The organism is Erwinia papayae (genome assembly GCF_058241465.1).
The window spans coordinates 893240-916690 of record NZ_JBZCHT010000013.1 but is presented as its reverse complement, the minus strand read 5'-3'; the positions used below and the strand labels follow the sequence as shown (position 1 = coordinate 916690).

Sequence of the window (23451 nt, the reverse complement as noted above, 5' to 3'; positions counted from 1 at the left end):
GAGAAAGTGGCAGGAATCAGCCGCAACTCCAGAGTGAAAGTATTTTTTAACGGTGAAAGAAGTAGAATTTTTGCTCGAGAATAGGTTTACTTTTTGCCGTTTAAGCAGATTGTTGGAAATCAGAAGCAGGGTGTCTATGTCAAACAGCGCGATGAGTGTGGTTATCCTTGCAGCAGGCAAGGGAACTCGTATGTACTCCGATCTTCCCAAAGTTCTTCATCTTCTGGCAGGCAAACCAATGGTTCAGCACGTTATTGATGCTGCCAAAGGGGTTGGGGCTGATAAGGTTCATCTGGTTTACGGTCACAACGCAGAGCTGCTGCAATCCACGCTGACGGAGCCGTCGCTCAATTGGGTGCTACAGGCCGAGCAATTGGGAACCGGTCATGCCATGCAGCAGGCTGCGCCTTACTTTTCTGATGATGAAGACATTCTGATGCTGTACGGCGATGTGCCGTTAATTTCGCCAGAAACACTAAAACGACTGCACCATGCGAAGCCAGAAGGTGGAATCGCGCTGCTTACGGTGATACTGGATAACCCCGCTGGTTATGGCCGTATTCTCCGCGAGAATGGCGCGGTAGTAGGAATTGTTGAGCAGAAAGATGCCACACCGGAACAGCTGGACATCCGTGAAATTAATACCGGCATTTTACTGGCCAACGGTGCGGATCTGAAACGCTGGCTGAGCAAGCTGAACAACCATAATGCACAGGGCGAATATTACATCACGGATATTATTGCGCTTGCTCATCTGGAAGGTCGAAAAACAGAAACGGTGCAGCCCTCCCACCTTTGTGAAGCCGACGGGGTCAATAATCGTTTGCAACTGGCGACCCTCGAGCGTGTTTATCAGGCTCAACAGGCCGAAAAATTGCTGTTGAATGGCGTGATGCTGAAAGATCCCGCCCGCTTTGACCTTCGGGGCGAGTTACAGTGTGGTCGTGATGTGGAAATTGATACCAACGTGATTATCGAAGGTCTGGTCAGGTTGGGCAATCGCGTTAAGATTGGTAGCGGCTGTGTGCTGAAAAATTGCCGGATCGGTGATGATTGTGAAATCAGCCCCTACAGCGTACTCGAAAATGCTGAGCTGGCCGCAGCCTGCACGGTTGGTCCCTTCGCCCGTCTGCGTCCTGGCGCTGTCCTGGCCGAAGGTGCCCATGTCGGTAATTTTGTTGAGATGAAAAAAGCTGCCTTGGGTAAGGGATCGAAAGCGGGTCATCTCAGTTACCTGGGCGATGCGGAAATTGGTGCTAATGTGAATATTGGTGCCGGCACCATCACCTGCAATTATGACGGCGTCAACAAGTCGCTGACGGTGATTGGCGATAACGTCTTTGTTGGCTCTGACACCCAGTTGGTGGCACCTGTTACTGTTGCTGCGGGAGTCACCATCGCAGCCGGCACTACGGTGATGAAGGACGTTCCCGCAGAAGGTCTGCTGTATAACCGGAAAGATCAAAATCTTAAAACCGACTGGCAGCGTCCGGTGAAGAAGAAATAGTTTTTGCACTAAAGCAGTAAAACCCCGAAAACTCAGGTGGCAGGACGAAAGCGCATCTGTTTTTAATCAGCGTCAGCGCGGGGTCCAGTGATGGACCATCAGGTCAAATCATGAGGCCAGCGAGTCAATCCGCAAGCTTACGCAATTCAGTGGCTGGGATATGCTCGTTGATTTAAGCGACCTGAAGTTATTAAGGGTAAATAACAATAATCCCCACTCTCTACAAGGCTCGGGGAACCGGCAAAGACCGGACAATCAGGTCAGAAGACAAGGTTAATGGCCAAGAGGCCATTTTCTCAGGAAAAACAATATGTGTGGAATTGTAGGTGCAGTAGCGCAACGTGATATCGCTGAAATCCTGCTGGAAGGATTACGTCGTCTTGAATACCGCGGTTATGATTCTGCCGGACTGGCAGTGGTCACCGCCGCAGGTGAGGTGACCCGCCTTCGCCGTCTTGGCAAGGTACAGAAACTGGCAGAAGCGGCAGAGAGTACTCCTCTGGCAGGAGGAACGGGCATTGCGCACACGCGCTGGGCAACCCACGGTGAGCCTTCTGAAGCCAATGCCCATCCGCATATCTCCGAACACATCATCATCGTGCACAATGGCATCATTGAAAACCATGAGCCACTGCGTCAGTTGCTGATCGCTCGTGGATATCACTTTGCCTCAGAAACGGATACCGAAGTGGTCGCTCATCTGGCCCACTGGGAGCAGCAGCAGGGTGGTTCGTTGCGTGAGGTGGTGCAGCGCGTGGTCCCGCAGCTTCGCGGTGCGTATGGCATGGTGATCCTCGACAGTCGCGATCCATCAGTGCTGGTGGCTGCCCGTTCTGGTAGCCCGCTGGTTATTGGTCGTGGCGTAGGGGAAAACTTTATTGCATCCGATCAGCTGGCTCTTTTACCTGTCACCCGCCGCTTTATCTATCTGGAAGAAGGCGATATTGCTGAAGTCACCCGCCGCGAAGTGGCGATTTTTGATCGCAGCGGTGAGAAGGTGCAGCGTAGCGAAATTGAATCAAGTGCGCAGTACGATGCGGGCGACAAGGGCATTTATCGCCACTATATGCAGAAAGAGATTTACGAGCAGCCGATGGCGATTAAAAACACCCTTAACGGGCGTTTCAGCCACGGTGAAGTTTGTCTCTCTGAACTGGGGCCAAATGCCAGCGAGTTGCTCAGTCAGGTAGAGCATATTCAGATTGTCGCCTGCGGTACTTCTTACAACTCTGGTATGGTTTCCCGCTACTGGTTTGAAGCACTGGCAAACCTGCCCTGCGACGTCGAGATTGCCTCTGAGTTCCGTTATCGTAAATCTGCTGTGCGCAAAAACAGCCTGCTTATTACGCTTTCTCAGTCGGGAGAGACGGCGGATACACTGGCCGCGCTGCGTTTGTCAAAAGAGCTGGGTTACCTGGGATCGCTGGCTATCTGCAACGTGGCGGGTTCGTCTCTGGTGCGCGAGTCCGATCTGGCGCTGATGACCAAAGCCGGAACGGAAATCGGCGTTGCCTCCACCAAAGCGTTTACCACGCAGTTAACCGTTTTGCTGATGCTGGTGGCAAAAATGGGACGTCTGAAAGGGATGGACCCGCAGATTGAGCAGGATATTGTTCACGGACTTCAGGCTCTGCCAAGCCGTATTGAGCAGATGTTATCGCAGGACAAGCTGATTGAAACGCTGGCGGAAGAGTTCTCGGATAAGCATCACGCTCTGTTCCTTGGCCGTGGCGATCAGTATCCCATCGCTCTGGAAGGGGCGTTGAAGCTGAAGGAGATCTCCTATATCCATGCGGAGGCCTATGCCGCAGGTGAACTCAAGCATGGTCCGCTGGCGCTGATTGATGCTGACATGCCTGTTATCGTGATCGCGCCGAATAATGAGCTACTGGAAAAGCTGAAGTCGAATATTGAAGAGGTGCGCGCCCGTGGCGGCCTGCTGTATGTCTTCGCCGATCAGGATGCCGGGTTCAGCAACAGCGAAGGGATGCGTATCGTCTCGTTACCGCATGTGGAGGAGATCATCGCCCCCATTTTCTATACGGTCCCGCTTCAACTGCTCTCCTATCATGTTGCGTTAATCAAAGGTACGGATGTCGATCAGCCACGTAATCTGGCCAAATCGGTGACCGTCGAGTAAGTCGCCTGTTACACGGGGCTGATTTACCAGCCCCGTTACTGATTGTCAGCCAGAGAGGATGTCGTTACTGCTCTCTCTACTCTCCTGCCATACTGAACTGCCCTGCTGCGCGGGGTTGCTCATTGTCACAAAACTGTCATATAGCGTACATTTTAATGTCATCAAACTGTCCTATTTTGCCTCCAGCAGCAATCCTTATTGATACTAAAACGGCATAAAGCCTGACATTCAATCCACTGGAGGGAACATGACACTGATGCAAAAAACCGTCGCTCGTTGTGTGGCCGTCGCCCTTTCTCTGACGGCTGTTTCAGCATTCGCTGCGACTAACCTGACCGGCGCAGGCGGCACTTTTCCTGCGCCTGTTTATAACAAGTGGGCGGCAGACTATAACAAAGCGACCGGCGCACAGGTTAACTATCAGGGCATTGGTTCTTCCGGTGGCGTAAAGCAAATTATCGTGAAAACTGTCGATTTTGGTGCTTCAGATGCGCCAATGAAAGAGGATGATTTAGCTAAAAACGGTCTGTTCCAGTTCCCGACCATCATTGGCGGTGTGGTACTGGCTGTGAATATTCCTGGCATCAAGTCAGGTCAGCTGATTCTGGATGGAAAAACCGTAGGGGATATTTACCTCGGGACCATCAAAAAATGGAACGATCCGGCGATTACTAAACTGAACCCTGGTGTGAAACTGCCAGACAGTAATATCAATGTGGTTCGCCGTGCTGACGGTTCCGGCACTTCTTTTGTCTTCACCAGCTACCTGTCTAAAGTTAACAGCGACTGGAGCAGCAAGGTAGGTAAAGGCAATACCGTAAACTGGCCGACGGGGCTGGGCGGTAAAGGCAATGATGGCGTGGCGGCATTCGTACAACGCCTCCCGGGTCCAATTGGCTATGTTGAATACGCTTACGCTAAACAGAACAATCTGGCTTACACCAAACTTCTTGATGCCGATGGCAAAGCAGTAGAACCGGGTGAGCAGAGTTTCAGTGACGCGGCGAAAGGCGCAAACTGGAGCCAGTCCTTTGCGCAGGATCTGACCTTCCAGAAGGGAGACAATGCGTGGCCAATCACCTCCACCACCTTCATCCTGGTGCACAAAGAGCAGGCCAGCGCTGAGAAAGGCGCTGCGGTACTGAAATTCTTTGACTGGGCATACAAAAACGGTGGCAAAACCACCAGCAGCCTCGATTACGCTTCTCTGCCCGACCAGGTTGTTGAACAGGTCCGCGCCGCCTGGAAAACCAGTATCAAAGACAGCTCCGGTAAAGCATTATACTAAGCTCTCACGAGAGCGACAGATTCGGTTCTCACTTCCGGGCGGCAGAAATGCCGCCCTGACACTTTTAACATCGGGAATTTTATGGCTACGAAAAGGCCAACATTCAAAGCCCCCGGCAAACAGGGCGACATTATTTTTGGCGCGCTGGTAAAGCTGGCTGCGCTGATTGTTCTGTTGCTGCTCGGTGGCATTATTGTTTCGCTCATCTTCTCTTCCTGGCCCAGCATTCAGAAGTTCGGCTTCTCTTTTCTGTGGAACAAAACCTGGGATGCCCCTAATGAACAATTTGGCGCGCTGGTGCCGATCTACGGCACGATTGTCACCTCACTTATCGCCCTGATAATTGCAGTCCCGGTCAGTTTTGGTATCGCACTGTTTCTGACGGAGCTGGCCCCCAACTGGCTGCGTCGTCCACTTGGCGTGGCGATTGAACTGCTGGCGGCGATTCCCAGCATCGTTTACGGCATGTGGGGGCTGTTTATCTTCGCTCCACTGTTTGCCACTTATTTTCAGACGACTCTGGGCGAGCTGATGTCGAACATTCCGATTGTTGGCGCACTGTTCTCCGGCCCGGCATTTGGTATCGGGATCCTGGCTGCCGGGATTATCCTGGCGATTATGATCATCCCTTACATTGCTTCGGTCATGCGTGATGTGTTCGAACAGACGCCGGTGATGATGAAAGAGTCAGCTTATGGCATCGGTTGCACCACCTGGGAAGTCATCTGGCGCATCGTGTTACCGTTCACCAAAAATGGCGTGATTGGTGGCGTAATGCTGGGACTGGGACGTGCGCTGGGAGAAACCATGGCGGTAACCTTTATCATCGGTAACACCTATCAGCTCGACAGCGCCTCATTGTTTATGCCGGGCAACAGCATCACTTCCGCACTGGCCAACGAATTTGCCGAGGCTGAATCTGGCGTTCACACGGCTGCACTGATGGAGCTGGGGCTGATTCTGTTTGTGATCACCTTTATCGTGCTGGCCTGCTCCAAACTGATGATACTCAGACTGGCGAAAAGTGAAGGAGCGCGTTCATGACCACTCTTGAACTTCAGGCGCGGGCTGAACTGGCCGCTTCTCGTCGCAAAATGCAGGCCTGGCGGCGGTTTAAAAATCGTATTGCCCTGACGCTTTCAATGCTGACGATGGCTTTTGGTCTGTTCTGGCTGATTTGGATCCTCTGGGCCACGGTCACGCGCGGTTTTGATGGCATGAGCCTGGCGTTGTTTACCGAAAATACGCCGCCACCCAATACGGCCGGTGGCGGGCTGGCAAATGCCATCGTCGGCAGCGGTCTGATGATCCTCTGGGCCACTATAGTTGGCACCCCTCTGGGAATTATGGCGGGGATTTATCTGGCGGAATATGGCCGTAAATCCTGGCTGGCGGAGGTAGTTCGTTTTATTAACGACATTTTGTTATCCGCGCCGTCGATTGTGGTCGGGCTGTTTGTCTATACGCTGGTGGTTGCCCGTATGCAGCACTTCTCTGGTCTGGCCGGGGTGGTCGCGTTGGCGCTGTTGCAAATCCCGATTGTTATTCGCACCACTGAAAACATGCTCAGGCTGGTGCCGGACAGCCTGCGTGAAGCAGCCTATGCACTGGGTACACCCAAGTGGAAGATGATTTCTGCCATTACCCTGAAGGCGTCGATATCCGGCATTCTTACCGGTGTTCTGCTGGCAGTGGCGCGTATCGCTGGCGAAACAGCCCCGCTGCTGTTTACTTCGTTGTCCAATCAGTTCTGGAGCACGGATATGATGCAGCCACTGGCTAACCTGCCGGTGACCATTTTCAAATTTGCCATGAGCCCGTTTGCCGGATGGCAAAGTCTGGCCTGGGCTGGCGTATTGCTGATTACCGTCTGTGTGCTGCTGCTGAATATTCTGGCGCGCGTGATCTTCGCGAAAAGTAAACATTAATTGAGATGCGCGGCTGTGGCGGCGTAAACAAGCGAGAAAGAGAATGGCTGATAACAGTTCCGCTAAGATGATTCAGGTTCGGGATTTGAACTTCTACTACGGAAAATTCCACGCGCTGAAGAACATTAATCTGGATATCGCTAAAAACCAGGTGACGGCCTTTATCGGCCCGTCGGGCTGCGGTAAATCCACCCTGCTGCGCACCTTTAACAAAATGTTTTCCCTCTATCCGGAACAACGGGCAGAAGGTGAAATTTTGCTGGATGGCGAAAACATTCTCACCGCCAGTCAGGATATTGCGCTGTTGCGTGCCAGGGTGGGCATGGTATTCCAGAAACCGACTCCGTTTCCTATGTCCATTTACGACAACATCGCTTTCGGCGTTCGTCTGTTTGAGAAACTCTCCAGGGCGGATATGGACGAGCGCGTCCAGTGGGCGTTGAGCAAAGCCGCGCTCTGGACTGAAACAAGGGATAAGCTGCATCAGAGCGGCTACAGCCTCTCTGGTGGTCAGCAGCAGCGCTTGTGTATTGCGCGTGGTATTGCCATCCGCCCGGAGGTCCTGCTGCTGGATGAGCCATGTTCGGCGCTCGACCCTATCTCTACCGGGCGTATTGAAGAGTTGATCACCGAGCTGAAACAGGATTACACCGTGGTTATCGTGACACATAACATGCAGCAGGCTGCACGCTGTTCCGATCACACGGCCTTTATGTATCTGGGCGAACTAATTGAGTTCAGCGATACCGATACGCTGTTTACCAAACCTCATCAGAAGCAAACCGAAGATTACATTACTGGCCGTTATGGTTGAGTTGACTGGAGAAGCAAATGGATAACCTGAATCTGAATAAACACATCTCCGGGCAGTTTAACGCCGAGCTGGAGCATATCCGTACCCAGGTCTTAACCATGGGTGGGCTGGTGGAACAGCAACTGACCGACGCTATTGTGGCAATGCATAACCAGGATGGTGAGCTGGCGCAGCGGGTAATTGATGGTGACCAGAAGGTCAACATGATGGAAGTGTCGATTGATGAAGCCTGTGTGCGCATCATTGCCAAACGCCAGCCTACCGCCAGCGATCTGCGTCTGGTCATGGCGATTATCAAGACCATCTCGGAGCTGGAACGTATTGGCGATGTGGCGGAAAAAATCAGCCGTACCGCGCTGAAGAAGTTTGGTCAACAGCATCAGCCGTTACTGGTGAGTCTGGAATCGCTGGGCTACCACACCATCCAGATGCTGCATGATGTGCTGGATGCGTTTGCGCGAATGGATCTGAGCGCCGCCATCGAAATTTACCGCGAGGATAAGAAGGTCGATCAGGAATATGAGGGCATCGTACGCCAGCTGATGACCTATATGATGGAAGACCCGCGCACGATTCCCAGCGTGCTGACGGCACTGTTCTGTGCCAGGGCCATCGAACGGATTGGCGATCGCTGCCAGAATATCTGTGAAATCATTTTCTATTTCGTCAAAGGTCAGGATTTCCGTCATGTGGGCGGGGACCAGCTTGATAAGCTGTTAACCGGCGATGATGAGAGCGGAAATCTGCCGGGATGATTCCTGTTGGCCGGGATTGCCTGGCCAGTTCGAAATAAGGGTTCGTTTAAGGTTGAATCAAGGTGATAACAACGCCATTTGTTGCCGGCCATTAAAAATGGCTGGCATGAAGATGGATCATTCTCAAACCAGATTATGACCTGCCGCGCAGCTGCCCACGCCTCAGTTTTTTCCGCAGGATAGTCACCTGAAGCGATTTCACGACAGCTGAAAAAAAGACCCGCAATAATGCAGCCTCATCGCCATCTTTGAACCGTCGAACTTCCATAATCCTCCCTCATGCATCAATTCTGAATCATATTCCAGGCATCTGGTTGTGCTGTTATAGGGAGTGTATTGCGACTCCTCAGCGTTGGTCAGTCTTTTCCGGAAAAATAAGAGGCAAGATATGACCAGAGATGTAGGGATTGCCTGATTGTTGAGTATGTAAAGAATAAGATAAGGTTGTATCTGTTTTTTGTTGGGAAAGTTATCTGGCTTCAGACAGTTTTTTTAAATACTGGAATTTCAAAAATGGTCGGCAGCATTATTGCTGGCATTATTCAGCCGTAAGTTAATTATTAAAGGACAAGATATGAGCAATCTGTCAGCACTCAAAACTTTTGCTGTAGCAACAGTTACTTTTATTGGCCTGCAAGGCATGGCATTTGCGGATGCCAGTCAGGCTGCTTCTGTTAAAGCCCCACAGAATGTGGTTCAGCAGAGCAAAAATAGCGCTCTGACTGGTGGCGCTGATGCAACTGAGATCAAGGTTGCTGGACGTCTGAGCAGTGGTTTGCGTATCAACCATGCCTGCGATGATACTGGCCTGCCGTGCCCATCTGACAGCAACTCCTGATAAGTAACACGGGTTGCGTGTTTTTCAAACGTCTGCTGGCGTCGTTGTTATGACGCCAGCATTTATATCCCGCCTGAAAAATAAATTCTGCTTTGCTGACTTAAAAAAAGTCACTCTTTGTAGTGCACGATAATAAATTCTCCGCATATTGTCCTTTTAAAACCGATAATTCTGGCTCGATGCAGCGCAATCGGTTGCGAAAAAACGCCCGCACCATCTACCAAATTAAAAATTATCGGTTAGGATAGCCGACGGCCCTCTTCTCCAATTTTTGGAATCTTTTAATGAATAATTCAGGTCTACTACAGCGGATCTTCAAACTACAGGAACATGGTACGACCGTTCGTACTGAAGTGATTGCAGGTTTTACCACTTTCCTGACCATGGTCTATATCGTCTTTGTTAACCCTCAGATTCTTGGTGTAGCCGGTATGAACACTCAGGCGGTATTTGTCACCACCTGCCTGATTGCTGCTGCTGGCAGTATTTTGATGGGGCTGGTGGCTAACCTGCCCGTCGCCCTGGCACCGGCAATGGGCCTGAATGCATTTTTTGCTTTTGTCGTGGTTGGCGCGATGGGCATTTCCTGGCAGGTTGGGATGGGGGCGATCTTCTGGGGAGCCGTCGGACTGCTGCTGCTGACGCTGTTTCGGGTTCGCTACTGGATGATTGCCAATATTCCGGTAAGCCTGCGGGTTGGTATTACTGCGGGGATCGGGCTGTTTATTGCGATGATCGGCCTGAAAAATGCCGGTATCGTGGTGCCAAATAAAGACACGCTGGTTGCAGTCGGGGATCTGACTTCCCACAGCGTTCTGTTGGGTGCGCTGGGCTTCTTTATCATTGCTATTCTGGCGTCCCGCAATATTCATATCGCCGTGCTGGTTTCGGTGGTCATTACCACGCTGATTGGCCTGGCGCTTGGCGATGTGAAATATGGCGGCGTATTTGCGGTTCCAGGCGCCATGACGTCGGTGCTGGGACAGGTCGATCTGGCGGGTTCATTCAATGTTGGCATGGCGGGTATCATTTTCTCCTTCATGCTGGTTAACCTGTTTGACTCATCAGGTACGCTGATTGGCGTAACCGATAAGGCTGGCCTGACCGACGAAAAAGGCACCTTCCCACGTATGAAGCAGGCCCTGTTTGTGGACAGCGTCAGTTCAGTAGCCGGTGCTTATATCGGGACCTCTTCAGTTACTGCATATATCGAAAGCTCTTCCGGCGTCTCTATTGGAGGACGTACAGGCCTAGTGGCGGTTGTTACCGGTATTCTGTTCCTGCTGGTCATGTTTCTGTCGCCGCTGGCGGGTATGGTGCCTGCTTATGCTGCTGCGGGGGCGCTGATTTATGTTGGTGTACTGATGACATCAAGTCTTGCCCGCGTTAAATGGGATGACCTGACTGAAGCTGTCCCGGCCTTTGTCACCACGGCAATGATGCCATTCAGTTTCTCGATTACCGAAGGTATTGCCCTCGGTTTTATCTCTTATTGTGTTATGAAGCTTGGCACAGGCCGCTGGCGTGAAATCAGCCCGTGCGTGGTGGTTGTGGCACTGCTGTTTATTCTGAAGATTGTGTTTATCGACGCCCACTGATACTTAATTCCAGGTCGGAGCTATCCCTCCGGCCTGCCTTCTGTTTGCAATTTTTCCTGTTTATGCAGATTGGTCAGACGCAGCATTTTCGGGCTCAGATTTCGCGTTGAAATCTGTATATCCTGCAACTGTTTCCAGTTTTCACGGCCATCAAACTCCCACATGTGCAGTCGTGCATCACCTGGTGAAAGGGCACATGACCAGATAATCAGTGGCTCGACATCAGAAATAATCTGAATATCAACCGCCTCCTGTACACGCAGCTTTCCTGAAGCGGGGTGTAGCTGCAGCCCTGGATTTTCCTGCTCCTTTTCACCGGTTAACTTGAGCAAACTTTGACGAAGAGCCCACAACTGAGTTGCGGCTTCTTCGGGGTCCGACTGCGCTTTAATCCAGGCTTTTTCTGCTGAAGAAAGGCTCTTCACAGAACGGACTGGCGTCTGGCGGCTGACGCGAATAATCTCCATATCCAGGCCAGCTTTGCCACGCTCTTCTGCCAGTAGAATACCGACAATATTACCGGCATAAGCAATGCTGAAATCGGGCAGAGAGGGATCGGCAAAGTGGGGACGACCATTTTCAGATGTGGCTAAGTCAGGAAGACTGGGGATACCGTACACTCGCCACATCAGTTCGGCAAGTAGTGAACGTGCTGCCAGATATCTGGTGCGTCGGCGTTCTGAGAGTATCTGAGAGGCATCTAACAGCGCTGAAGGTAGACGGTATGTACCTATGCTGGTGTCAGTGAGGGGCCAGCGTGCAAAATGACTTGCCATCTGTCACTCCATGAAAATGGTCGGAAGATCATCTCAAGGATTGTAAGAATTTTCTTAAGAAAAATCACCTTGCTTTATCCATCTGAAGCGAAAATTCAGATTAATATTATTTGCGCTATAGCGCAATAAGCGTCAGAAAAGTGATATTGGTAGAGAGAATATATAACATCCGGTTAACTTTTCAAAAAGCTAACCCTTTTTTCACAAAGTATCAGAGAGGCCGAGTTCAGTTTCCGGGAAGATTTTTTTGAAATGCCGGTCAGTCTGACCGACATCATCAGGTTTGTATTATGCAATTAATCGTGAGGAGTGAAGCTTTGTAATAAATTATCCAGCATGATTTTATCCTGCTCGTCAAATTCGGTTGATTTGGACAGGCTGAAAATAAGAACATCATTGTCTTCAAGCACAAAAATAGCCTGTTTTTGCCACAGTCTCTGTTCTGGTTGTCTCAGAAAGCTGAAGGTGACTTCTGTTCCCTGAAGGCGACCGGCACCAAGATAAGCCGGTGTTCTTGGTTCTTCTTTCCATCCGGAAAGTTTCGGAATAAGCTGTTGGTATTGTTGCGTGATGTAGTCAGTTAATAGTTGATTATATCCGAGTTTATCGCGGGATATGTTAATTGCTGGCATGATGGAATTTTTATCGATAATGGTATTGATTGTTCGATCAATATAATTATCCGGAAGGGCTATCTTACCTTCAGACAGATGGTAATAACGATTATTTTTCATAATATCCTTATATTTGTATATTCCAGCTTGGTTGTTTAATAACACTTTTCCGGGCTGATAACATATATTTTGAGTATTCAGAATCCGGAGAGTTGATACGATGATTCGCTCATCGTCTGAGGAGTGAGTCTATCAGCCTTTTATTATTTTCGTCCAGAGAGTACAGAAGGAACAAGGATGAATGCGCCCCCCGCTGTTTTTCTGAGCTTCTTATATAAAAAGACGAAATAAAAAGGGTGACCGAAAAAGCTTCCGGGTCACCCGGACAGAGATTACTTGCCGATGCAGAAACTTGAGAAAATCCGGCCAAGCAAATCATCTGAAGTAAATTCACCGGTGATTTCGCTCAGACATTGCTGTGCAGCACGAAGTTCTTCCGCCAGCAGTTCGCCCGCTCGTGCGCTCACCAGCTGCTCTTTACCCTGACTCAAGTGAGTGGACGCTAACTCCAGCGCCTGCAGATGACGACGTCGCGCAAGAAAGCCACCTTCAGTGTTACCCGCGTAGCCCATGCTCTCTTTCAGATGATGGCGAAGCTGTTCAATACCTTCGCCAGTTCGGGCTGAGAGGCGAATAAGTGAGTGACCATTCACTTCTTCCGTTGATGTGGGTTCGCCAGTAACGTCAGCTTTGTTGCGCACCACAGTAATGGGCAGTGTCGCGGGAAGACGGGCGATAAAGTCTGGCCAGATTGCGGCAGGTTCAGTCGCGCTGGTGGTTGTACCATCAACCATGAATAACACCCGATCAGCCTGTTCTATTTCACCCCACGCCCGCTCAATACCAATACGTTCCACTTCATCGCTAGCCTCGCGTAGTCCGGCGGTGTCGATAATGTGCAGCGGCATACCATCAATGTGAATATGCTCACGCAGTACATCGCGCGTGGTTCCGGCAATCTCGGTGACAATCGCGGCTTCGCGACCTGCCAGCGCGTTCAACAGACTGGATTTACCGGCATTAGGACGACCAGCGATAACGACTTTCATGCCTTCCCTTAACAGGCTGCCCTGGCGCGCCTCGGCACGGACTTCGTCAAGGCGGGCAATGACCTGGTTGAGCTGAGCTTCAATTTTGCCGTCTGACAAAAAGTCTATTTCCTCATCCGGAAAGTCAATTGCGGCTTCGACATAGATTCGCAGGTGAGTAAGTGCTTCCACCAGACTGTTAACCCGCAATGAAAAGGCCCCCTGAAGAGAGTTCAATGCTGAACGGGCAGCCTGTTCTGAGCTGGCATCAATCAGATCGGCAATCGCCTCCGCCTGGGCCAGATCGAGCTTATCGTTGAGAAAAGCCCGTTCAGAAAACTCACCCGGTCTGGCAATCCGTACGCCGCTGATAGCGGTAATACGTTTCAACAACATATCCAGAATTACCGGGCCGCCGTGTCCCTGTAATTCAAGCACATCTTCGCCAGTGAAAGAGTTTGGCCCGGGAAACCATAGCGCAATCCCCTGGTCCAGGGTGTGATTATCACTGTCGCGGAAAGGCAGATAATCGGCGCGCCGGGGAGTGGGGAGTTTGCCCAGCAGCAGTTGTGCAACCTCCGCCGCTTTTGGCCCGGAAACGCGCAGGATACCCACACCGCCGCGCCCTGGCGGGGTCGCCTGAGCAACGATGGTTTCGCTATGATTCATGTTCAGCTCTCTTTTAAAGGCAAAAAATAAGGCGGTCAGTTGACCGCCTTATGATAACGATTGTGTTAAAGCGTCACAAATTACGCTTTCTTCTTGTCGCGGCTGTGTAAACCACGTTTTTCCAGACCACGATAGATCAGTTGCTGCTGAATGATGGTCACCAGGTTACTGACGATATAGTACAGCACCAGCCCGGACGGGAACCACAGGAAGAACACGGTGAAGATGACCGGCATAAAGGTCATGATCTTCTGCTGCATTGGATCGGTGACGGTCGTCGGAGACATCTTCTGGATGAAGAACATCGTCACCCCCATCAGGATCGGCAGAATGTAATACGGGTCCTGGGCGGAGAGGTCATGGATCCACAGCGCAAATGGCGCATGACGGAGTTCAACCGATCCCATCAGCATATAGTACAACGCAAGGAAAATAGGCATCTGGATAACCAGCGGCAGACAGCCACCCAGTGGGTTAACCTTCTCTGCCTTATACAGCGCCATCATCTCCTGACTCATCCGCTGTTTATCCTCACCCAGACGTTCACGCATTGCCTGGATTTTCGGTTGCAGCATACGCATCTTCGCCATCGAGGTGTACTGCGCTTTGGTCAGCGGGTACATGATGCCACGAACGATGAAGGTGATGATGATAATCGAGAAGCCCCAGTTGCCAATAAAGCTGTGGATAAACTTCAGCAGTTTGAACAATGGCTGAGAGATAAACCATAGCCAGCCGTAATCAACGGTCAGGTCAAGGTGAGGCGCAACGGCCGCCATCCGGTCCTGAATTTCTGGTCCTACCCACAGCGTCGCTGCCAGATTCTGCTGCGCGCCTGGCGCAATCGTCACCGGTGCGGATTTGTAGCCAATAGCCGCAATGCCATTACCCAGGTTAGTGGTATACAGCGAATTGCTGCCGCTGGTGCGAGGCACCCATGCAGTGGCGAAGTATTGCTGAAGCATGGCAACCCAACCGTTGTTGGTGCTGACGTTCAGATTCTCGTTACTGCTGATCTTGTCGAACTTATACTTCTCGTAGTTAGACTCACTGCTGGAATACGCTGCACCACGGAAGGTATGCAAGGCAAAGTTATTGCTGCCGGTGTCGCGGTGCTTAGGCAGGTCGATGGTCTGTTTCAGCTGACCAAACATCGCCACTTCCAGCGGTTGCTGGGTGGTATTGTTTACCTGATAGTCGACACTGATGGCGTATTCGCCGCGCTTCAGGACGAAGGTTTTGGTCCAGACAACCCCGTTTTCTGCGGTATAAGTCATCGGAATACGCAGTTCACTCTGGCCGTCTGCCAGCACAAAGCTGTCCTGAGCCGTAGTAAACAGAGGGCGTGAGCCGTTAGCCGGATTATCCGGGCCGTTACGACCTGTCAGACCACTTTGCGCCTGATAGAGAAAACCTGGCGTGTTTTCCAGTAACTGAAAAGGTTGATCTGAACCGAGCTTGTCCGGATAAGTCAGCAGCTGTGCCTGCTCAATATCGCCACCACGAGTATTGATCTGTAAAGACAGCACATCAGTCTTAACGGTGATCGTTTTGCCCTGGCCGCTGGCAGGGACGCCCTGACTGGCGGCATCACCGGCTACTGTCGTGTTTTGTGTGGTCTGGGTTTGCAGAGGCTGCGGAGCGTGGTCCGTCTGCCAGGCTTGCCAGAGCATAAAAGACACGAACAAAAAAGCGATGAGAAAGAGATTGCGTTGCGAATCCATCGTTAATGTTCTCTGGTATCAATGGTTATTTGGCGGCACCGGATCGTCGCCACCAGGGTTCAAAGGGTGGCATTTTAATACGCGCTTTATCGTCAACCAACTGCCTTTTATCAGGCCAAATCTGCGCAATGCCTCAATGCCGTATTGCGAACAGCTTGGATGAAAACGACAGTGGTGTCCCAGTAATGGACTGATTACGCGTTGATAGACGCGGATCAGCCCAATCAGGAGCCGCGAGCCAGGCGACAGTGACGACGCCATATCTTCTCCAACGCTTCCGTCAGCGCAAGGTTATCCAGGTCGGCCACGCCTTTTTTCGCCACAACCACAAAATCCATGGCAGGGAGATCATGTTGCCGCAGACGAAAACTTTCACGGGTCAATCGCTTGATCCGGTTGCGTTCATGTGCGCGTTTAACATGTTTTTTGGCGACGGTAAGACCGATGCGGGGATGCCCCAGCGAGTTAAGGCGGCCGAGAATGGTGATTTGCGGCGTACCGGCTCTTTGTGGCTGCTGGAAGACGAAAGTGAAATGAGTGGGAGTTAACAAGCGTAACTCCCTGGGAAATGCGAGCTTAACCACTCAGCGGTTAGCTTTTATTACTTAGAAACGGTCAGACGTGAACGGCCTTTAGCACGACGACGTGCCAGAACCTGACGACCATTTTTTGTTGCCATACGAGCACGGAAACCATGTGAACGGTTGCGTTTCAGTACGGACGGTTGAAAAGTGCGTTTCATGGCGATTTCTACCTAAACTTAGAAAATTTCACTTGGTGACGCGCCTGGAGGTCAGAAAATCGACCGACGCCTCAGTGTATCTTTAATAAAGAGGCGGGATTGTAATAACTGTACAGTCCGGAGTCAATTTACTTCGCGTTTTAAAACCGCGTCTGGTATGTCCCTTCGACTGCAAAACCAGCCGGTTCGGGCCAGAGCGCAACACGCCGGGGCACGAATTATACGGCGTCTGTGATAAAGCGCAAGGATCGTTAAGGATCCGATATTGATCCTGCCAGCGGTAAGCCAGCGCCGAGCCCCTGAGAATGACTCAGGAAAGAGCCGAATGCAGAGGATCCTGAATGTCTTTTAAACGCGAAGGTGTAAACTTATGCGGCGATCGCTGGCCTGTGGATAAATTGGATCAAAACAGGCCAGAAAGTGGAGATCTCTGATGCGCTTTGCGCTATGATCCGCCCTCCCGTTAGCGATCATTCCGATCAGTCAGCGGCGGAGAAACCGCAAATAGCGGTTCGTATGCGTTTCATCTGCATGCGTCAACAATGATGAATTTATCGCTTCAGCGTCTTTTTTCTTATCGATTTTTTCGAGTGGAGTTCGCCGTGTCACTTACGCTTTGGCAACAGTGTCTTGCCCGTTTGCAGGATGAACTACCTGCCACAGAATTCAGCATGTGGATACGTCCATTACAAGCCGAATTGAACGATAATACGCTGGCCCTGTATGCACCAAATCGCTTTGTGCTCGATTGGGTCCGTGATAAATATCTGAATAATATTAATGGCCTGCTGAATGATTTTTGCGGGGCTGACGCGCCATTATTACGTTTTGAAGTTGGCAGCAAACCGGTTACGCGGCAAATCAGCCAGCCGGTGACAGCCAGCGCACACGCCAGCACCGCAGCGGCAGGATCGCGTCCGGCACCCTCGCGTCCAAGCTGGGACACGGTCCCTGCGCCGGCAGAGCTTTCCTACCGTTCAAACGTTAATACCAAACACAATTTCGACAATTTTGTGGAAGGTAAATCCAACCAACTGGCGCGTGCGGCAGCCAGGCAGGTGGCTGATAATCCCGGGGGTGCCTATAACCCTTTGTTCCTTTATGGCGGCACCGGGCTGGGTAAAACCCACCTGCTACATGCCGTCGGCAATGGCATCATGGCGCGTAAACCGAATGCTAAAGTGGTATATATGCATTCGGAGCGTTTTGTGCAGGATATGGTCAAGGCGCTGCAAAATAATGCGATTGAGGAGTTTAAACGTTATTACCGTTCAGTTGATGCGTTGCTCATCGATGATATTCAGTTTTTTGCCAATAAAGAACGTTCCCAGGAAGAATTCTTTCATACTTTCAATGCGCTGCTGGAAGGTAATCAGCAGATTATTCTGACTTCGGATCGTTATCCGAAGGAGATTAATGGCGTTGAGGATCGTCTCAAATCCCGCTTCGGCTGGGGGCTGACGGTGGCGATCGAGCCTCCGGAGCTGGAAACCCGGGTGGCGATCCTGATGAAAAAAGCCGATGAAAACGACATCCGTCTGCCTGGTGAAGTGGCGTTTTTTATTGCCAAACGTCTGCGCTCTAACGTGCGTGAACTGGAAGGGGCGTTGAACAGAGTGATCGCGAATGCCAACTTTACAGGTCGTGCTATCACCATTGATTTTGTTCGTGAAGCGCTGCGCGACTTGCTGGCGCTCCAGGAAAAACTGGTCACTATCGATAACATTCAGAAAACGGTAGCCGAGTACTACAAAATCAAAGTGGCGGATTTGCTCTCCAAGCGCCGTTCGCGATCCGTGGCGCGTCCGCGTCAGATGGCGATGGCGATGGCAAAAGAGCTGACCAACCACAGCTTGCCGGAAATCGGTGATGCTTTCGGGGGTCGTGACCACACCACGGTGCTGCATGCCTGTCGTAAAATCGAGCAACTGCGTGAAGAAAGTCACGATATTAAAGAAGATTTCTCAAATCTAATCAGAACATTATCCTCCTGACGCTATGAAATTTATTGTAGAACGTGAGCATTTACTCAAGCCGTTACAACAGGTCAGCAGCCCACTGGGTGGACGGCCGACATTACCTATTCTCGGCAACCTGCTGTTACAGGTTAATGAAGGAAGCCTGTTGCTGACCGGAACCGATTTAGAGATGGAAATGGTCGCCCGCGTCGCCCTGACGCAGGAACACCAGCCGGGTGCCACGACGGTACCGGCGCGTAAGTTTTTTGATATCTGCCGTGGCCTGCCGGAAGGGGCAGAAATTACAGTTATTCTCGAAGGCGAAAGAATGCTGGTGCGCTCGGGCCGCAGTCGTTTTTCGCTCTCCACCCTGCCAGCCAGTGACTTTCCGAATCTGGACGACTGGCAAAGTGAAGTGGAATTCAGCCTGCCTCAGGCGACGATGAAGCGTCTGATTGAAGCGACACAGTTTTCAATGGCGCATCAGGATGTTCGTTACTACCTGAACGGCATGTTGTTCGAAACAGAAGGCGAAGAGCTGCGCACGGTGGCGACGGATGGACACCGTCTTGCGGTGTGTTCGATGTCGGTTGGCCAGTCACTGCCGGGCCATTCGGTGATCGTGCCCCGTAAAGGTGTTATCGAGCTGGTGCGCCTGCTGGACGGCGGCGATACGCCATTGCAGGTGCAGATTGGCAGCAACAACATCCGTGCGCATGTGGGTGATTTTATTTTCACCTCGAAGCTGGTAGATGGTCGTTTTCCTGATTATCGCCGCGTTCTTCCTAAAAATCCGGATAAAACCCTGAGCGCTGGCTGCGATCTGCTTAAACAGGCTTTTTCCCGCGCGGCCATTCTCTCTAATGAGAAGTTCAGAGGCGTCCGCATCTATATCAGTGAGAATCAGCTGAAGATCACCGCGAATAACCCTGAACAGGAAGAAGCGGAAGAAATTCTGGATGTTTCATACGATGGCACGGATCTGGAAATTGGTTTTAACGTCAGCTATGTGCTGGATGTGCTCAATGCCCTGAAATGTGAGAATGTCAGGCTTTTACTGACTGATTCTGTCTCCAGCGTGCAGATTGAAGATGCGGCCAGCCAGAATGCGGCCTACATTGTCATGCCAATGCGATTATAATCTATCGGGCTAACCTGCTTACCATTTTGTGTCCGGGCAGTACTCGCCACCCGCCGGTGGCTTGGCGCTGGCCGAACGCAAACTGACTTTGTTGTTAACGCCCTGGCCTGTTGAAAACAAACACTGATTTTATCTTGGCATTTTCCGCGGAATAACTTCTTTTATGGCTCTGACCCGCCTTCTTATTAAAGACTTTCGTAATATTGAAAACGCGGATCTCGTGCTGGCACCGGGTTTCAATTTCCTGGTAGGGGCCAATGGCAGTGGCAAGACCAGCGTGCTGGAGGCTATTTACACGCTGGGGCATGGCCGGGCTTTTCGCAGCATTCAGGCCGGCAGAATTATTCGTCACGACCAGGATGCATTTGTGTTGCATGGTCGTATCGAAGGGGCTGAACGTGAGGTTTCTGTCGGACTGACTAAAAATCGTGCCGGTGACAGCAAGGTGCGTATTGCCGGTAGCGATGGACATAAAGTGGCTGAACTGGCACAGATGTTGCCGATGCAACTGATTACACCGGAAGGGTTTACCCTGCTGAATGGGGGGCCGAAATATCGTCGTGCTTATATTGACTGGGGATGTTTTCACAATGAGCCCGGATTTTTTAATGCCTGGAGCAATCTCCGTCGATTACTGAAACAACGCAATGCCGCGTTGCGGCAGGTCTCACGTTATCAGCAAATTCGTGCCTGGGATCTGGAACTGGCTCCGCTGGCAGAACAGCTGAGTCGCTGGCGTGCGGCCTACAGTGAAGCGATAACGGCAGATATCAACGAAACCTGTGCCCAGTTTTTGCCGGAATTTGAATTAAATTTCTCTTTTCAGCGCGGCTGGGATAAAGAAACCGATTACTGCGACCTGCTGGAGCGTCAGTTTGAGCGCGACAGGGCGCTGACCTATACCGCGAGTGGCCCGCACAAGGCTGATTTTCGCATCCGTGCCGATGGTACGCCGGTGGAAGATTTACTGTCACGCGGGCAGCTAAAGCTGCTGATGTGCGCCCTGAGACTGGCGCAGGGTGAATTCCTTACCCGACAGAACGGGCGTCGTTGCCTGTATCTGATAGATGATTTTGCCTCTGAGCTGGATGAAACACGTCGCCAACTACTGGCTTCACGGTTAAAAGCCACTCATGCCCAGGTTTTTGTCAGCGCCATCGATGCCGGACACGTGTTCGACATGTCTGACGAAAAGGGCAAGATGTTCCACGTAGAACAAGGTAAAATAGCCGTTCAACCTGAAGATTAAAACGAGCGAGAAACGTTGATGTCGAATTATGACTCCTCAAGTATCAAAGTTCTGAAAGGGCTGGATGCGGTACGCAAGCGCCCGGGTATGTATATCGGTGACACGGACGACGGCACCGGTCTGCATCATATGGTATTCGAGGTCGTGGATAATGCCATCGACGAAGCACTCGCCGGTCACTGTAAAGATATTATTGTTACCATTCATGCAGATAACTCCGTTTCTGTGCAGGATGATGGGCGTGGTATTCCGACCGGCATCCACGAAGAAGAGGGTGTCTCTGCGGCAGAAGTCATTATGACCGTATTGCACGCAGGCGGTAAATTTGATGACAACTCGTATAAGGTTTCGGGTGGTTTGCACGGCGTGGGTGTTTCGGTGGTTAATGCCCTGTCGGAAAAACTGGAACTGACCATTCGTCGTGAAGGGAAAGTACACCAGCAGATCTACGTACACGGTGTACCACAGGCACCACTGAGCGTGACTGGCGAAACCGATCTGACCGGAACTCGTGTGCGCTTCTGGCCAAGCCATGAAACTTTTACCAATGTTACTGATTTCGAATATGAAATTTTAGCAAAACGTCTGCGTGAGCTGTCATTCCTCAATTCTGGTGTTTCCATCAAGCTGGAAGACAAGCGTGACGATAAAAAAGATCACTACCATTACGAAGGTGGGATCAAGGCGTTTGTGGAATATCTCAATCGTAATAAAACCCCGATTCATCCTAACGTTTTCTACTTCTCCACTGAAAAAGACGGCATTGGTGTGGAAGTGGCGTTGCAGTGGAATGATGGTTTCCAGGAAAACATTTATTGCTTTACTAACAACATTCCTCAGCGCGATGGCGGAACCCACCTGGCTGGTTTTCGTGCGGCAATGACTCGAACCCTGAATGCCTACATGGATAAAGAAGGCTACAGCAAAAAAGCCAAAGTCAGTGCTACCGGGGATGATGCGCGCGAAGGCCTGATTGCCGTGGTATCAGTAAAAGTCCCGGATCCCAAGTTCTCCTCTCAGACTAAAGACAAGCTGGTCTCTTCTGAGGTGAAATCTGCCGTTGAGCAGCAGATGAATGAATTGCTGGGCGAATATCTGTTGGAAAACCCCGGCGATGCGAAAATCGTGGTCGGAAAAATTATTGATGCGGCGCGTGCCCGTGAAGCGGCCCGACGTGCGCGTGAGATGACCCGCCGTAAAGGCGCGTTGGATCTGGCGGGTTTGCCTGGCAAGCTGGCTGATTGTCAGGAGCGCGATCCGGCGCTTTCAGAAATTTACCTGGTGGAGGGAGATTCTGCGGGTGGTTCAGCCAAGCAGGGTCGTAACCGTAAAAATCAGGCTATTCTGCCGCTGAAAGGGAAAATCCTTAATGTGGAGAAGGCGCGCTTTGACAAAATGCTTGCCTCGCAGGAAGTTGCGACCTTAATCACCGCATTGGGTTGCGGTATTGGCCGCGATGAGTACAACCCGGATAAACTGCGTTACCACAGCATCATCATCATGACCGATGCCGACGTCGATGGTTCGCACATTCGTACGCTGTTGCTGACGTTCTTTTATCGCCAGATGCCAGAAATTATTGAGCGTGGACACGTATTTATCGCTCAGCCGCCGCTCTACAAAGTGAAAAAAGGCAAGCAGGAGCAGTACATCAAAGACGATGAAGCGATGGATCAGTACCAAATCGCTATTGCACTGGATGGCGCAACCCTGCATACCAATGCTGATGCGCCTGCGCTGGGCGGCGAGCCGCTGGAAAGTCTGGTCGCGGAATTCAACAGCACCCGCAAGATGATTAAGCGTATGGAGCGCCGTTATCCGGTCGCTTTGCTGTACGCGCTAATCGATTACGCCACCCTGAGCGATGTTTCAGCAGAGGCGTCGGTGCAGAATTGGGTTAACGGCCTGGTCGCGCTGCTGAACGACAATGAGCAGCATGGTAGCTCGTATGTTGGTATCGTGCGCGAAAATCGCGAGCTCAACATTTTCGAACCGATCGTGCGCATTCGTACTCATGGTGTGGATACTGACTATGCACTGGACAGTGAGTTTGTCCTGGGTGGTGAATACCGAAAAATCTGCGCATTGGGTGAGAAATTGCGCGGTTTGATCGAAGAAGATGCCTTTATTGAACGTGGTGAGCGCCGCCAGCCCGTGGCCTCTTTTGGCCAGGCTGTGGACTGGTTGGTTAAAGAGTCCCGTCGTGGTCTGTCGGTACAACGCTACAAAGGTCTGGGCGAAATGAACCCGGAGCAGCTATGGGAAACAACAATGGATCCGGACAGTCGACGCATGTTACGTGTCACGGTAAAAGATGCCATCGCGGCTGACCAGTTGTTCACCACCCTGATGGGGGATGCGGTAGAACCCCGTCGTGCCTTTATCGAAGAGAACGCGCTGAAAGCGGCCAATATCGATATCTGACACTGGCTCTGCACAGAAATAATCCGGGATCGGTTGATTCCGGATTATTTGTCTCAGCAGACAACCAGAGAGGGTCAGATTTTATTATCAGCATCAGGAAAATAACAAAAAAACCTAAAAAACAGCAATAAAAATCATCTCTGAAAATAATTTAATATTATCGAATAGTAGTTAATTACCTCATCATCAAAAAAGATA

General features: G+C 51.1%; 19 protein-coding genes and 1 pseudogene. 13 read left to right on the top strand and 7 right to left on the bottom strand.

What is annotated here, in order from left to right; translation table 11 throughout:
* Window positions 1–136 precede the first annotated feature (136 nt).
* From glmU to AC3RPL_RS20275, 9 genes are all read left to right on the top strand, one after another.
* Entirely contained in the window at window positions 137–1507 is a 1371-nt protein-coding gene (gene glmU, locus AC3RPL_RS20315) for a bifunctional UDP-N-acetylglucosamine diphosphorylase/glucosamine-1-phosphate N-acetyltransferase GlmU (protein WP_490741348.1), read from the top strand.
* Window positions 1508–1817: 310 nt separating this feature from the next.
* Window positions 1818–3647 carry a glutamine--fructose-6-phosphate transaminase (isomerizing) gene (glmS, locus tag AC3RPL_RS20310; protein ID WP_367167913.1) on the top strand — a complete coding sequence of 610 codons (1830 nt, stop codon included), beginning with the start codon at window positions 1818–1820 and terminating at the stop codon, window positions 3645–3647.
* Between the two features lie 247 nt (window positions 3648–3894).
* Window positions 3895–4935, top strand: a complete 1041-nt coding sequence (gene pstS, locus AC3RPL_RS20305; protein ID WP_490741347.1) for a phosphate ABC transporter substrate-binding protein PstS — start codon at window positions 3895–3897, stop codon at window positions 4933–4935.
* 81 nt (window positions 4936–5016) lie between these two features.
* Window positions 5017–5979: a phosphate ABC transporter permease PstC gene (pstC, locus tag AC3RPL_RS20300; protein WP_490741346.1), complete on the top strand. Its 963-nt coding sequence runs from the start codon at window positions 5017–5019 to the stop codon at window positions 5977–5979.
* Window positions 5976–6863: a phosphate ABC transporter permease PstA gene (gene pstA, locus AC3RPL_RS20295; protein ID WP_261641949.1), complete on the top strand. Its 888-nt coding sequence runs from the start codon at window positions 5976–5978 to the stop codon at window positions 6861–6863. Before pstC ends, pstA begins: the two co-directional genes overlap by 4 nt.
* 43 nt (window positions 6864–6906) lie before the next feature.
* Complete coding sequence (gene pstB / locus AC3RPL_RS20290; protein ID WP_261641947.1) at window positions 6907–7677, top strand: phosphate ABC transporter ATP-binding protein PstB; 771 nt, start codon at window positions 6907–6909, stop codon at window positions 7675–7677.
* Between the two features lie 17 nt (window positions 7678–7694).
* Window positions 7695–8432 carry a phosphate signaling complex protein PhoU gene (gene phoU, locus AC3RPL_RS20285; RefSeq protein WP_490741345.1) on the top strand — a complete coding sequence of 246 codons (738 nt, stop codon included), beginning with the start codon at window positions 7695–7697 and terminating at the stop codon, window positions 8430–8432.
* A gap of 529 nt (window positions 8433–8961) precedes the next feature.
* On the top strand, window positions 8962–9270 hold the full coding sequence (locus tag AC3RPL_RS20280; protein ID WP_490741344.1) for a hypothetical protein: 309 nt from the start codon (window positions 8962–8964) through the stop codon (window positions 9268–9270).
* 284 nt (window positions 9271–9554) lie between these two features.
* On the top strand, window positions 9555–10868 hold the full coding sequence (locus AC3RPL_RS20275) for an NCS2 family permease (protein WP_490741343.1): 1314 nt from the start codon (window positions 9555–9557) through the stop codon (window positions 10866–10868).
* A 20-nt stretch (window positions 10869–10888) separates the two neighbouring features.
* Here the strand turns inward: AC3RPL_RS20275 and AC3RPL_RS20270 are convergent, their stop codons facing one another.
* From AC3RPL_RS20270 to rpmH, 7 genes and pseudogenes are all read right to left on the bottom strand, one after another.
* Window positions 10889–11644: a 4'-phosphopantetheinyl transferase family protein gene (locus AC3RPL_RS20270; protein WP_490741342.1), complete on the bottom strand. Its 756-nt coding sequence runs from the start codon at window positions 11642–11644 to the stop codon at window positions 10889–10891.
* A gap of 296 nt (window positions 11645–11940) precedes the next feature.
* Complete coding sequence (locus AC3RPL_RS20265) at window positions 11941–12378, bottom strand: DcrB-related protein (protein WP_490741341.1); 438 nt, start codon at window positions 12376–12378, stop codon at window positions 11941–11943.
* A gap of 272 nt (window positions 12379–12650) precedes the next feature.
* Complete coding sequence (gene mnmE / locus AC3RPL_RS20260; protein ID WP_490741340.1) at window positions 12651–14015, bottom strand: tRNA uridine-5-carboxymethylaminomethyl(34) synthesis GTPase MnmE; 1365 nt, start codon at window positions 14013–14015, stop codon at window positions 12651–12653.
* An 80-nt stretch (window positions 14016–14095) separates the two neighbouring features.
* Window positions 14096–15739 (bottom strand): membrane protein insertase YidC, encoded by a 1644-nt coding sequence (gene yidC, locus AC3RPL_RS20255; protein WP_490741339.1) that lies wholly within the window; start codon window positions 15737–15739, stop codon window positions 14096–14098.
* A 2-nt stretch (window positions 15740–15741) separates the two neighbouring features.
* Window positions 15742–16000: pseudogene (gene yidD, locus AC3RPL_RS20250) on the bottom strand (membrane protein insertion efficiency factor YidD).
* Window positions 15964–16323: a ribonuclease P protein component gene (gene rnpA, locus AC3RPL_RS20245; protein WP_261641936.1), complete on the bottom strand. Its 360-nt coding sequence runs from the start codon at window positions 16321–16323 to the stop codon at window positions 15964–15966. The pseudogene yidD and the gene rnpA overlap by 37 nt, the downstream one beginning before the upstream one ends.
* Before the next feature lie 17 nt (window positions 16324–16340).
* Window positions 16341–16481 (bottom strand): 50S ribosomal protein L34, encoded by a 141-nt coding sequence (rpmH, locus tag AC3RPL_RS20240; protein WP_003849659.1) that lies wholly within the window; start codon window positions 16479–16481, stop codon window positions 16341–16343.
* Between the two features lie 602 nt (window positions 16482–17083).
* Here rpmH and dnaA point away from each other — a divergent pair.
* The 4 genes from dnaA (at window position 17084) to gyrB (ending at window position 23253) form a co-directional block, all read left to right on the top strand.
* Entirely contained in the window at window positions 17084–18475 is a 1392-nt protein-coding gene (dnaA, locus tag AC3RPL_RS20235) for a chromosomal replication initiator protein DnaA (protein ID WP_261641934.1), read from the top strand.
* A gap of 4 nt (window positions 18476–18479) precedes the next feature.
* A complete protein-coding gene (gene dnaN, locus AC3RPL_RS20230; protein WP_490741338.1) occupies window positions 18480–19580 on the top strand; it encodes a DNA polymerase III subunit beta in 1101 nt (366 codons plus the stop codon).
* Between the two features lie 163 nt (window positions 19581–19743).
* The gene (gene recF, locus AC3RPL_RS20225; protein WP_261641932.1) at window positions 19744–20829 is read left to right on the top strand and encodes a DNA replication/repair protein RecF; all 1086 of its coding nucleotides are present in this window, start codon (window positions 19744–19746) and stop codon (window positions 20827–20829) included.
* A gap of 18 nt (window positions 20830–20847) precedes the next feature.
* Window positions 20848–23253, top strand: coding sequence for a DNA topoisomerase (ATP-hydrolyzing) subunit B (gyrB, locus tag AC3RPL_RS20220; RefSeq protein WP_490741337.1), 2406 nt, complete (start codon window positions 20848–20850; stop codon window positions 23251–23253).
* Window positions 23254–23451 lie beyond the last annotated feature (198 nt).